Below are 12,204 nucleotides of genomic sequence, written 5' to 3' on the forward strand. Positions count from 1 at the left end.
GCCATGAACCCAACTGCTTTTTCGCCGTTGACCGGCCCCATCGGCTTTTACCCCGTCGTGCCCGACGCCGCATGGGTGCAGCGCCTGCTCGGCTGGGGCGTGCGCACGATACAGCTGCGCATCAAGGCGGCCGACCACACCGCGGCCCAGATTGAGCGCGAAGTACACGCAGCGGTTGAGGCCGGTCGCGCCGTGCCCGATGCGCAGGTCTTCATCAACGACCACTGGCAGCTCGCGCTCGATGCGGGCGCCTACGGCGTGCACCTGGGCCAGGAAGATCTGGACATTGCCGACATCGGGGCCCTGCGCCGCGCCGGCCTGCGGCTGGGCCTGTCCACCCACACGCCGGCCGAGCTGGCGCGCGCGCATGCGGTGCAGCCCAGCTACCTGGCCATAGGCCCGATCTACCCGACCACGCTCAAGGTGATGCCCTACGCGCCGGTCGGGCTGGAACGCCTGAAGCTGTGGGCGCCGCTGGCGGCGCCGTATCCGGTGGTGGCGATTGGCGGCATTTCGCTGGAGCGCATGGCCGGCGTCATGGCCTGTGGTGTGCAGGGCGTGGCGGTGGTCAGCGCCGTCACGCTGGCGCCAGACCCGCAGCAGGCGGCCCGGCAGGGACTTGCGCGGGTCGGCTGAGCGGCTTTTTTGAAGGCCGGCGTTGACATGGATCAAGGCGCTGCCCCTGGCGCGGTGGCAAGCTCGACCCATCGGGATTCACCGGGTTTCACCAGGAGAGCGAACATGGTTCATGCCACTTTGCACATCATTCGCGACGAGCATGCGGGGCTGGCGGCGATGCTGCGCTCGCTGCTGATGATGCTGGACCGCGGGCCGGGCGACGCGCCCGAGACGTTTTTTGATGTGCTGCGCGCCATGCTGTTTTACATCGACGAGTTCCCGGAGCGCCAGCACCATCCGAAAGAGTCCGACCTGCTGTTTCCCAGGGTCTTGCGCGCGGCGCCGGAGACGGTCAAAACGATTCAACGGCTAGAGCTCGACCATCTGAATGGGGAGCACAGGGTGCGCGAGCTGCAGCACCAGCTGATCGCCTGGGAGGTGCTGGGCGAATCGCGCAAACCGGATTTTGAAGTGGCGGCGCGCGGCTATGTGGCCTTTTACCTGGAACACATGCGGCTGGAAGAAGCGGTGATTTTGCCGGCCGCCGAAAAGAGCCTGAATCAGGCCGACTGGCTGGAACTGGACGCGGCCTTTGGCAGCAACCGCGACCTGCTGACCGGCCAGCACCCGCGCGACCCGGTGTATGACCGCCTGTTTACCCGCATCGTGATGAAAACGCCGGCCCCGATCGGGCTGGGGGCCTGAGCCGCCTGCGCATGGGGGGCTTCAAGACCGCGCTGGATAGTCGTCGGCTTGGCCCTTGAACGCCGCCGCGCACACGGTGGCCTGGTCGGGCGTACCGAGCGGCGCGCTGCTGCCCTGGCATTGGGGGCCTCGACAAGACCGATGATGCGGCAAGCCACCGCCACTTGCACGTGTTGACGGATTGCCCGATCATTTGAGTCGAATCAAGGGCTTGTCGAGCGCTGTATGTCACACTGGCATCGACCCCGGAAACCCACAGGGAGGCCTGTCATGGACCACGAGAGCATTCGCATTATTCTCGCCGAACATGCCGCGCTGACGGCAACGCTGCAATCCTTGCGCCAGATGGTTGAACAGGGGCCAGGCGACGCGCCCCAAAATTTCTTTGATGTGCTGCGCGCCATGCTGTTCTACATCGACGAGTTTCCAGGGCGCCAGCATCACAACAAGGAATCCGAACTGCTGTTTCCGTCGGTGGCCCGACGGGTGCCTCACCTCAAGGAGGTGATTGCGCGCATGGAACATGACCATGCGTATGGCGAGGCGGCGGTGCGTGAGCTGCTGCACCTGCTGCTGGCCTGGGAACTGCTGGGCGAAACGCATCGGACCACGTTTGTGGAGGCGGCCCGTCACTATGTGGACTTTTTTCTGGAGCACCTGCGGCTGGAGGAGCAGGTGATCATTCCCGAGGCGCAGAACGTGTTGCTGGAGCCGGACTGGCAGGCGCTGGATGCGGCTTTTGCGACCAATAGTGATCCGCTCACGGGCAGGGGTCCGACTGACCCGATGTATGACCGCCTGCTTCAGCGCATCTTGATGAAACCCCCCGCACCGGTGGGGCCGGGGGTTTCTTCGGGCAGTGCCTGAAAACGGAAATCAGGCCAGCGCCGGGTAGTCGGTATAGCCCTCGGCGCCGCCGCCGTAATAGGTGGCCCGGTTGCCTTCGTTGAATGGGCCGCCGCGCTTGAGGCGCTCGACCAGATCGGGGTTGGCGATGTAGGGCCGGCCAAAGGCCACCAGGTCGGCGCCGTCGGCCAGCGCCTGCTCGGCCAGCGTCTTGTCCAGCCCGTTGTTGACCATCCAGGCGCCCTGGCCGCCGGCCTGGCGGTAGGCGGCTTTGAGCGCGGCGTAGTCGAACGGGCGCTCGGCCAGTTCGCGCGGGCCGCCGGTGGCGCCCTCGATGATGTGGAGGTAGGCCAGGTTCAGCGTGGCGAGCTGGCGCACCACGTAGTCAAACAGCGGCTGCGGATCGGCGTCAAACGCATCGTTGGCCGGCGTGACCGGCGACAGCCGAATGCCGGTGCGGCCGCCGCCCACGGCGCCGGTGATGGCGCGCGTCACCTCCAGCAGCAGGCGGGCGCGGTTTTCGATGCTGCCGCCGTAGTCGTCGCCGCGCTGGTTGGAGCCGCTTTTAAGGAACTGGTCGAGCAGGTAGCCGTTGGCGCCGTGGATCTCGACGCCGTCAAAACCGGCGGTCCCGACCGCGTTGCGCGCCGCCGTCTGGTAGCTGTGCACGATGCCGGGCAGCTCGTCGGCGTGCAGGGCGCGCGGCGCCGAGGTCGGCACAAACAAAGGGACGCCGTCTTTGATCAGCACGGTCTTGGTGTTGGCGGTGAGGGCCGAGGGCGCGACCGGCGGGCCGCCGTCCGGCTGCAGGTCGGTGTGCGAGACCCGGCCCACATGCCACAGCTGCACCACGATCTTGCCGCCCGCGCCGTGCACGGCCTGGGTCACTTTTTTCCAGCCGTCGAGCTGCTCGGTGCCGTACAGGCCGGGCACATCGGCATAGCCCTGGCCCTGCTGGCTGATGGCGGTGGCTTCGGTGATCAGCAGGCCGGCGCTGGCGCGCTGGGCGTAGTACTCGGCCATCAGCGCGGTCGGGATCGCGTCGGGCGCGCGGTTGCGCGTCAGCGGCGCCAGCACGACGCGGTTGGCCAGCGCGAGTTCGCCGGCCTGCACCGGGTCGAACAGGCTGGGCGCGCAAGGGGCGGCGGAAGATTTTTGGCGGTGCAGCGAAGCAGACATGAAGAGCCGTTCAGAAATGAAACAAGTCCCCAGTGTGGGCCTCGCGCAAAGGCTGCGCCCGCACGGGGCTGCTGGATTCGTGCTAGGGCGACGCGCTGCCGGCACCCGCCGGTGGCTTACTTCAGCAGGCCTTCGGCCTTCATCGCGGCCTGCACCGCGGGGCGGGCCGCCACGCGGGCGCGATAGCCGGTGATGTTGGCAAAGCCCGACAGGTCCAGCCCGACATGCGGCGCCCAGCCGCTGATGGTGAAGAAGTAGGCGTCGGCCACGCTGAAGGCCTCGCCCATCAGGTAGGACTTGCCGGCCAGCTGGCTGTCGACCCATTTCAGGCGCGACATGATTTTGCTGATTGGCAAAGACCTGTAGTCGGCCGGCGTGGCGGGGTTGAACAGCGGGCCAAAGCTCTGGTGCAGCTCGGTGGCGATGAAGTTGAGCCAGGATTGCAGCTGGGCACGCGCCACGGTGCCATTGGCCGGGGCCAGGTTTTTGCCGGGCACCTGGTCGGCGAGGTATTGCACGATGGCCGGGCCTTCGGTCAGGCGGGTGCCGTCGTCAAGCTCCAGCAGCGGCACATAGCCCAGCGGGTTGATGCGGTAGTAGTCGCTGCCGTCGGGCAGCTGGTGGGTTTTCGTCGGCGCGGCAATCGCCTCGAAGGGCAGGCCGGCTTCGTGCAGCACGATGTGCGGGGACAGGGAACAGGCGCCGGGCGAGTAATACAGTTTCATGACAAATCCGTGGGTAGTAGAAAAGGGACAAGCAGAGCCAAATGCTAGCGGCAAGCCGGGCTTTCTGCAGCGCCGGGGCCTTGCGGGCGCGTGGGCCGCACAATGGCCGGATGGCAAAGCTTTTTAAATGGCTGGTGCTGCTGGCGCTTGGCCTGGTGCTGCTGCTGGCGGCGGTGTTTTTGACCTTGCAGCGCTGGGTCGGCAGCGAGGCGTTCCGCCAGCGGGTGGAGCGCGAGGCCGCCGCCGTGCTGGCCATGCCGGTGACGCTGGACCATGTGGCGGTGGACCTGTGGCCGCTGCCGGCGGTGGCGCTGAGCGGCATGGTGGTGCGGAGCCAGCCGGCGCTGACCTTGGGCCGGGTCGAGTTGCGGCCGCAGTGGCAGCCGCTGCTGCAGGGGCGGCTGGTGCTGGCCACGCTGCTGATCCGGCGCGCCGTGCTGCCGCAGCAGGGCATTGACGCGGTGTTGCTGGCGCTACAAAAAAAGAAGCAGGCTGTGCCCGTCAAGTCCGGGCCGCAGCCGCAAAGCCGGGTCAACCCGGAGCCCGAGGCGCTGGGCCTGGAGGGCTGGCCGCGGCGCACCGTGCTGGACCAGGCAACCTGGGTCAGCAACGCGGGCGCGCGCACCGTGCTGCAGGGCGACATCGCCCTGGCGGACGACGGCCTGCCCGACCAGGCCTCACTGCAACTGCTCAAGGGAAATCTGCAGGGCCTGCGGGCGACGCTGACCCGGCAGGACAAGGCGCGCAGCGCGGCCGGCGCCGACCAGTGGGCGCTGCGGCTGGCGGTGGGCGGCGGCACGGTGCAGGGTTTGCTCGATGTGCAGCGTTCGGCACTGGCGATTTCGGCCGTGTCCAGCCGCAGCGGCCCCGGCGGCGCCGAGCTGGTGCTGCAGGGCGAGCTGAAAACCGAGGGGGTCGAGGTCTCGGCCCTGACCGCCCCCGACAAACTGCTGAGCGGCCGGCTGCAAGCCACCACCACCCTGCACGCCCGGGCCGCCAGCACCGGCGCACTGATGGCGGCGCTGCAAACCCGCAGCACCCTGACGCTGGGCAAGGCCGTGCTGCACGGCCTGGATTTGAGCCAGGCGGTGCAAACCGCAGGCCAGGGTCGGGGCGGGCAGACCGCGCTGGACCGCCTGAGCGGCCAGCTCAGCACCCAGGGCCGCCAGCTGCAGCTGAGCCAGCTGGTGGCCAGCGCCGGTGATTTGAGCGCCACCGGCGAGGTGGCCGTGTCGCCGGCGCGGGCGCTGAGCGGCCAGCTGCGGGTGACGCTGGCCGCCTTGGGCCAGCTGGCAGGCACGCCGGTGGCCGAGCCGCTGGAACTGGAGCTGGGCGGCACGCTGGACGACCCCCGGCTCACGCCGGCGCGCGCGGCCTTGCCGGGCCAGGCCGTACGCGGCCTGGCGGGCCGGTAATTTGGTCAAAATAATGCTCTGGCCCAGATAATAGGCGCATAGTGTGCTATTAAAACAATAGCATATTGAGATCCGGCGAGGCCTTGTCCTACAGGGGCTTGCGGACGCTGCTGATGGGTGGGAAAGCCCGCCGCCGTTACCCTCAAGAGGTCACTTTGTCGGCTTTTGTGGCGTGCGGCCATCGCTCGATCCGGAGCAATGGCTTGTCGTCAAAAGCCGTGGCATGGGAGACGACGATGCTCAAGTACGCGATTATTTTTGCGCTGATTGCCCTCGTGGCCGGCGCGCTCGGCTACGGTGGCGTGGCGGCAGGCGCTGCCGGCATTGCCAAGATCCTGTTCGGCCTGTTCCTGATCCTGGCGCTTATTTTTGTTGTGCTGGCGGCGCTGGGCGTCGGTGCTGTCAAAAAAATCCTGAAGTAGACGATGTCCGCCAGAGCCCACCCCTTGCCCGCGGACCGCAGCGTTCAGCCGTTGCCGGCGCAGCCCGCCTCGCTGGCGTCGCGCTGGCGCCAGCGGCTGTTTCCGCCGTGGGCAAGCCGTGATGGCGCCGCGCCGGCGCCGCCGCCCGCCGGTCTGCCCGAGCCGGTGGCCAAACGCCAGCTCGGGTTTCAGGCCGGCATGGCCGAATTTTTACTGGTCAACCGCCTGCATGCGCGGCTTCGTGCCGTACCCTGCGCCGATGTGCTGGAGCGGGCTTCGCGCATCGTCTTTGTGACTTGCAAAAACTGGTTTGGCGCCGCGCAGGACGGCCAGGCCAGCAGCGCCGCCGCGCCAGCGCGCCCCCATCCCCGCCACCGAACCCGCCTCTAGCGCGGTATTTTCAAAATTTTATGCACACAGCCCAAATAGACGCCTTGCTCGAATACGAGGTACGCAGCCCCACGCATATTCTTTTCAACCTGGAAGCGGCTTTTCATGAAGGGCATGAGGTGGTGCAGGAGCGCCTGACCATCACGCCCAGCATGAAGGTGCGCACTTACTTCGACGAGCGCAGCGGGAACCGCTTTTTCCGGCTCGATGCGCCGCGCGGCGTGCTGTCGGTGAATTACCACGCCCAGGTGCATCTGCACCCGGCACCGGTGCCGTTGCACCTGGACGAAACCCCGGTGACCGCCGTGCCCGACGACGTGCTGCACTACCTGCTGCCCAGCCGCTACTGCGAATCCGACACCCTGAGCCGGGCCGCGCGGCAGCTGTTTGGCCACCTGCCGCCAGGCCTGGGCCGGGTTCGCGCCATCGAGAACTGGATTCACGACTCGATCGCCTACCTGCCCGGTTTCAGCAACTCAACCACCACCGCGCAGGACGTGTTTGTGCAGCGCGCCGGGGTTTGCCGCGATTTTGCCCACCTGGGCATCACCTTGTGCCGGGCGCTCAACATTCCGGCGCGGCTGGTGGTGGGCTATGTGTATTTTGAAGAACCGCCGCAGGATTTCCATGCGGTGTTCGAGGCCTGGCTGGACGGGCGCTGGGTGCTGTTTGACGCCACCCGCATGGCGCCCAACGACCGGCTGGTGCGGGTCGGCACCGGGCGCGACGCCAAGGATGTGGCCTTTGCCACGATGTTTGGCGACGTGCAGATGCTGCGCAAGGAGCTGATGGTGGAGCAGGGCGACCTGCCGTCCGCCACCCCCGTTCACGCGCAGCCGGCGGCGGCTTCGCTGGTGACCGGCTAGCCGCCGCGCGGGCGCTGGCCGGCGCCGGGTTGACCATTTCGGTCAATCTTAAGCGCGGCTTAATTTTCGGCCTGGTTTCGCCTGTAACACAACCAAACATCTTGGTCTGTCGCGCCCCGCTCATTGGGCCAGCGGCGCTTTGGCCATGCCTGCGCGGCAGTCCGCCTACCCAGTCTAGGGGATTGCTGACGGACACATCTGGCAACACACTGGCCTTGACCGTTCCGGGTCTGCGTCGCCGCCAGTTCCGGCGGCCGGCTTGATTTCCCCAAGAATCCGTGAGGAGCCGCGTCATGTCACCAGACAGTTCATTCGGGCGCTCGCCTGCGCGCCGGTTGCCGGCCTTGCCGGCGCGAAGACGCTTCGCCGCCGCCATGCTGCTGGCGCCCTGGGTGCTGCCGGGCCCGGCTGTTGGCGCACCGACGGCCCAGCCGCCGGACCGCGGCGATTTCCCCAACGCCCTGCTGCTGAACCAGAATCGCCAGCCGGTGCGCTTTTACGACGACCTGGTGCGCGGCGACCACACCGTGGTGATTAACTTCATGTATGCCCAGTGCGCCGACATCTGCCCGATGACGACGGCCAACCTGGCCCGGGTGCAGGCCTTGCTGGGCGAGCGGCTGGGACGCGAGGTGCGCCTGGCCTCGATCAGCCTCGACCCGCTGCGCGACACCCCGGCTATTTTGAAGGCCTACGCTGCGCATTTTGACGCCCAGCCGGGATGGCAGTTTCTGACCGGCCGGCTCAAGGACATCGAGCTGATTCGGCGCGCGCTGGGCGTCTATGAACGTGACCCGGCCCGGGACAGGGACCGCTCGCAGCACACCGGCATGCTGGTGTATGGCAACCAGGCGCGCGGGCGCTGGAGCCGGGTCTCGGCGCTGGCCGACCCGCAGCGGATTTTTGACAGCATCACGCGCTGGACCTGAGATTTTGCGCCCAGGGACGGCGCAACCGAGCATCAGAAAACGGCCGAGGAGAAGGAACATGATGAACCGGCGCAACCTTGTCAATCTGGGCCTGTGGGGATCAGCGGGCACACTGCTGTCCTGGCCGGCGCTGCGCGCGGCCACCGGCAGCGGTAGCGGCAGCACGCTGCGACCGGTGCTCACGCCCTTTCTCGATCCGCTGCCGCTGCCGCCGTCGCCGCTGGCCATCGACTGGGCGCCCAACCAGCTGCCGTGGAACGATATCGATCCCGAGGCGCTGACGCACGTTGACCCCAGCCAGCGCAGCGGCAAGGCCACCTTCTACCGCATCGTGTCCGAGGTGCGCAAGGTCAGCTTCCATTCGCAGCTGCCCAAGACCGAAATCTGGGGCTACCGCGACGGCCATCCGTCACTGGCCAACACCCCCTACAGCTACGCGCTCGGGCCGACCTACAGGCGCCCGCTGTCCAACCACAACGCCTTTATCGGCACCATCGTGCGCCACGTCAACAACCTGCCGACGCTGCAGGAGCACCGCGGTTTTGGCGAACCGCGCACCTCGGTGCACCAGCACGGCGGCCACCAGCCGTCGCGCTTTGACGGCTACCCGACCGACCTGACGCGGCCTGATGGCAGCGTGGACAAGCTGACCTTCAAGCACGGCGAACACTTCGACTACGCCTACCCGCTGGTGGACCCGGGCTTTTTCTCCGATGGCAATCACGGCGCGCACACCGAGCGCGCCGCGACCATGTGGTACCACGATCACATCATCGACTTCACCTCGCAAAACGTGTACCGCGGCCTGGCCGGGCTTTTCCTGGTGCATGACACCCCAACTCCCGACCCGGCGGACCCCAACGCGCAGGCGCTGCGCGTGCACCTGCGCGACACCGACGACGAGACCAATGCCGCCGAGGCGCCGTATGCGCTGCAGCTGCCGAGCGGCCCTTATGACATTCCGCTGGTGCTGCAGGAAAAAAGCTTCGGCCTGAACGGCGAGCTGATTTATGACGTGTTCAACACCGACGGCTTCATGGGCGAGAAATACCTGGTCAACGGCATGGTGCAGCCCTACCTGCCGGTCAAGCGCCGCAAGTACCGCTTTCGCTTTCTGAACGGCTCGAACTCGCGCTTCTACCAGCTGTTTCTGGCCGACAAAAACGGCCGCACTTACCCGATGACGCAGATCGCCACCGAGGGCGGGCTGCTGTCGCGGCCGGTGGTGCGCCGCAACGGCATCCTGCTGGGGATGGCCGAGCGCATCGAGGTGGTGATTGATTTTCGCGACTTCAAATACCCGGAATTCTCCGAGCTGTTCATTGAAAACCGTCTGCTGCAGGACGACGGCCGGGGCCCGAATGGCACGTTCGAGCGGCCCGAGCTGGCGGCGCGCGGCACCCAGATCCTCAAATTCAGGCTGGAGGAGGAGGTGTACGACCCGAGCCGCGTGGGGATAGACCGAGGCACTGGTCTGGAGCTGCGGCCTTTTGTCAAGGTGAGCGCCGAGGAACTCGGCAAGGCCCCGGTCCGCACCTTCCGCTTCGAGCGAACCAATGGCCAGTGGGCCATCAATGGGCAACTGGCCGGCGACCTCGACCGCGTGATCGCCAGCCCGAAACTCGGGGTCGGCGAGATCTGGCGCCTGATCAACAAATCGGGCGGCTGGTGGCACCCGGTGCACATTCACCACGAGTTTGCGCGCGTGATCAAGCGCAACGGCAAGCCGCCGTTTGACGGCACCGGCCCCGACCTTGGCCAGAGCCTGGAGCGCGACGGCCTGGCCAAGAAAGACACGCTCGTGCTGGGACCGAACAGCGAGGTGGAGGTCTTCGTCAAGTTCGAAAACTACAAGGGGCCGTTCGTCTTTCATTGCCACAACCTCGAACACGAGGATCACCAGATGATGGCCCGCTTTGACGTGGTTTGAGCGTTGCGGCGCCAGGTATCCAAAAACAAACGAGGAGAAGTGTCATGCCAAAATCCGACCCGACCAGCCTTCTGAAACTCAACCGCAGGCAGTCGCTGCAGCTAGGCGCGGCCAGCACGGCGCTGGGCCTGCTGGCGACCCAGCAGGGGGCGACACCGGTGCAGGCCAAGGACGGTGGCGGCACCAAGGCGCCGCGCTCGCCAGCCTGGCCGCCGTTCATGGATGCCTTGCCGGTGGCGAAACCCGTGGCGTCAAGCCCGGCGCTGGTTCCACCGGCCGAACGCCATCTGCATACCAGCGCCAACCTGATCGAGGCGGGGCGCCACGACCACCAACACTTTGAGCTGTTTCCTGCGTCGACGGCGCACTATGAACTCCACGCGCAAGAGTCGGAACACCAGTTTCACGACCAGGGACCGAGGGACCAGAAGGTATGGGGCTTTAATGGCAAGCTGCATGGCCCGACGATACAGGCCACCTATGGCAAGCCGGTGATCGTGCGCTTTTACAACGAACTGCCGGAGAACTCCCAGGGCTTTGGTTCTCCCGAAATCTCCATCCATTTGCACAATCTGCATGCGTCTTCCGGCTGCGATGGCTTCACCACCGACTACTTCAGCAGCAAGAAGTGCTACACGCTCAATCATCCCGATTCAACGGCCGGGCTGAGTCGGCCGGGCCAGTTCAAGGATCACCACTACCCCAATGTGTATGCTGGCTTTACCGGTCAGGTGCCTCCCGTGGGCGACGCCTGCGAAGCCCTGGGCACGCTGTGGTACCACGATCACCGGGTCGGCTCCACCGCGCCCAATGTGTACAAGGGCTTGGCGGGGTTTTACCTGCTGTTCGACAAGCTTGATTCCGGCAACGAAAACGATGCCGACCCCCAGGCGCTGCGTCTGCCCAGCGGCGTTGGTGTGTATGACATCCCGCTGATGTTTCAGGATCTGCAGTTTGATGCCAGCGGCCGCCTGTGGTTCAACACCTTCGACAACGACGGTTTTCTGGGCGACAAGTTCGCCGTCAATGGCAAGGTCCAGCCCTACTTCAACGTGAAACGGCGCAAATACCGCTTTCGCCTGCTTGATGCCTCGGTGTCGCGCTTTTACGAGTTTTACCTGGTGCACAAGGGCGTGGCCCAGGACTTTGCCTACATCGCCAACGACGGCAACCTGCTGCCGGCACCGCTGACGATGAGCAAGGTCCGGCTCGGCCCCTCCGAGCGCGGCGACATCGTGATCGACTTTTCCAGCTACAACCAGGGCGACGAGCTGTTCATCGTGAACCGGCTGGAGCAGCTCAATGGCCGCGGGCCGACCGGCACGCTGCTGACCCCGGGAACGCCGGTTTTGAAATTCATCGTGGGCGGCCTGCCGGACTGGCCAGACAACAGCCGGGTTCCGCCCAGGCTGCGTGAGCTGCCCGACATCAGCGCCGTGCTGAAAAAGGTCAAGCGAACCCGAAATTTCAGATTCGACCGCGTGAATGGCGCCTGGACCGTGAACGGCAAGCTGTTTGACCCCGAAGTGCCGACGGTGGAGATCAACCAGGGCGATGCCGAGATCTGGGAGCTGGAGGTCAACGGCAACTGGTGGCATCCGATCCATATCCATTTCGAGGAAGGGCGCATCCTGTCGCGCAACGGCAAACCGCCGCCGCCGCACGAGCAGGGTCGCAAGGACACCTACGCGCTGGGTCCCGGTGAAAAAGTGCGCGTGTTGCTGCAGTTCAGGGACTTTAGCGGCAAGTACATGATGCACTGCCACAACACGGTCCATGAAGACCACGACATGATGATCCGCTGGGACATTCTTCCGCCGCCCAAGCCCGTTTAAGGCGCAATACAACCGAGGATTCGGACCCACTTCAGGAAGGATTCACCATGAACACGAAACGCAACATGCTGGGACTGATGGGCGGCGTGGCCCTGTCCCCTTTGCTGGTGGTCGGCACCGGCCCGGTCGCGGCTTTTGCCGGCGCCGGGCCCCAGGCCAATTATTTTCCCAACCTGGTGCTGCAGAGCCACGAGGGCAAAAAGCTGAGGTTTTACGACGATGTGCTGCGCGGAAAGATCGTCGTCATCAACATGATGTACACCGTCTGCACCGGCATCTGCCCGGGCAACACCGCCAACTTGCTGCAGGTGCAGCAGATGCTGGGCAATCGGCTGGGGCGGGAC

General features: G+C 65.9%; 13 protein-coding genes. 11 read left to right on the forward strand and 2 right to left on the reverse strand.

Features of this window, described 5'->3' with window-relative positions:
• The first annotated feature begins 3 nt into the window (after positions 1-3).
• From thiE to RMO23_RS18065, 3 genes are all read left to right on the forward strand, one after another.
• Entirely contained in the window at positions 4-636 is a 633-nt protein-coding gene (thiE, locus tag RMO23_RS18055; protein ID WP_309684230.1) for a thiamine phosphate synthase, read from the forward strand.
• Between the two features lie 105 nt (positions 637-741).
• Positions 742-1,323, forward strand: a complete 582-nt coding sequence (locus RMO23_RS18060; RefSeq protein WP_309684231.1) for a hemerythrin domain-containing protein — start codon at positions 742-744, stop codon at positions 1,321-1,323.
• 270 nt (positions 1,324-1,593) lie between these two features.
• Positions 1,594-2,190: a hemerythrin domain-containing protein gene (locus RMO23_RS18065; RefSeq protein ID WP_309684232.1), complete on the forward strand. Its 597-nt coding sequence runs from the start codon at positions 1,594-1,596 to the stop codon at positions 2,188-2,190.
• A gap of 9 nt (positions 2,191-2,199) precedes the next feature.
• Here the strand turns inward: RMO23_RS18065 and RMO23_RS18070 are convergent, their stop codons facing one another.
• Both RMO23_RS18070 and gstA read right to left on the reverse strand, forming a co-directional pair.
• Positions 2,200-3,348 carry an alkene reductase gene (locus RMO23_RS18070; RefSeq protein ID WP_309684233.1) on the reverse strand — a complete coding sequence of 383 codons (1,149 nt, stop codon included), beginning with the start codon at positions 3,346-3,348 and terminating at the stop codon, positions 2,200-2,202.
• A gap of 116 nt (positions 3,349-3,464) precedes the next feature.
• Positions 3,465-4,073, reverse strand: a complete 609-nt coding sequence (gstA, locus tag RMO23_RS18075) for a glutathione transferase GstA (RefSeq protein ID WP_309684234.1) — start codon at positions 4,071-4,073, stop codon at positions 3,465-3,467.
• A gap of 110 nt (positions 4,074-4,183) precedes the next feature.
• On the opposite strand from gstA, the gene RMO23_RS18080 reads away from it, so the two are divergent.
• From RMO23_RS18080 to RMO23_RS18115, 8 genes are all read left to right on the forward strand, one after another.
• Entirely contained in the window at positions 4,184-5,488 is a 1,305-nt protein-coding gene (locus RMO23_RS18080) for a hypothetical protein (protein WP_309684235.1), read from the forward strand.
• Between the two features lie 236 nt (positions 5,489-5,724).
• The gene (locus RMO23_RS18085; RefSeq protein ID WP_309684244.1) at positions 5,725-5,910 is read left to right on the forward strand and encodes a DUF1328 family protein; all 186 of its coding nucleotides are present in this window, start codon (positions 5,725-5,727) and stop codon (positions 5,908-5,910) included.
• A gap of 3 nt (positions 5,911-5,913) precedes the next feature.
• Positions 5,914-6,300, forward strand: a complete 387-nt coding sequence (locus RMO23_RS18090; protein ID WP_309684236.1) for a hypothetical protein — start codon at positions 5,914-5,916, stop codon at positions 6,298-6,300.
• 20 nt (positions 6,301-6,320) lie between these two features.
• On the forward strand, positions 6,321-7,166 hold the full coding sequence (locus RMO23_RS18095; RefSeq protein ID WP_309684237.1) for a transglutaminase family protein: 846 nt from the start codon (positions 6,321-6,323) through the stop codon (positions 7,164-7,166).
• A gap of 293 nt (positions 7,167-7,459) precedes the next feature.
• Positions 7,460-8,095: an SCO family protein gene (locus RMO23_RS18100; protein WP_309684238.1), complete on the forward strand. Its 636-nt coding sequence runs from the start codon at positions 7,460-7,462 to the stop codon at positions 8,093-8,095.
• A gap of 58 nt (positions 8,096-8,153) precedes the next feature.
• Positions 8,154-10,025 (forward strand): multicopper oxidase domain-containing protein, encoded by a 1,872-nt coding sequence (locus RMO23_RS18105; protein ID WP_309684239.1) that lies wholly within the window; start codon positions 8,154-8,156, stop codon positions 10,023-10,025.
• 44 nt (positions 10,026-10,069) lie between these two features.
• On the forward strand, positions 10,070-11,860 hold the full coding sequence (locus RMO23_RS18110; RefSeq protein ID WP_309684240.1) for a multicopper oxidase domain-containing protein: 1,791 nt from the start codon (positions 10,070-10,072) through the stop codon (positions 11,858-11,860).
• Positions 11,861-11,907: 47 nt separating this feature from the next.
• A partial coding sequence (locus tag RMO23_RS18115) for an SCO family protein (RefSeq protein WP_309684241.1) occupies positions 11,908-12,204 on the forward strand: 297 nt, incomplete at its 3' end.

The sequence above is a fragment of the Polaromonas sp. genome (assembly GCF_031411155.1).
Classification (GTDB): domain Bacteria; phylum Pseudomonadota; class Gammaproteobacteria; order Burkholderiales; family Burkholderiaceae_C; genus Polaromonas.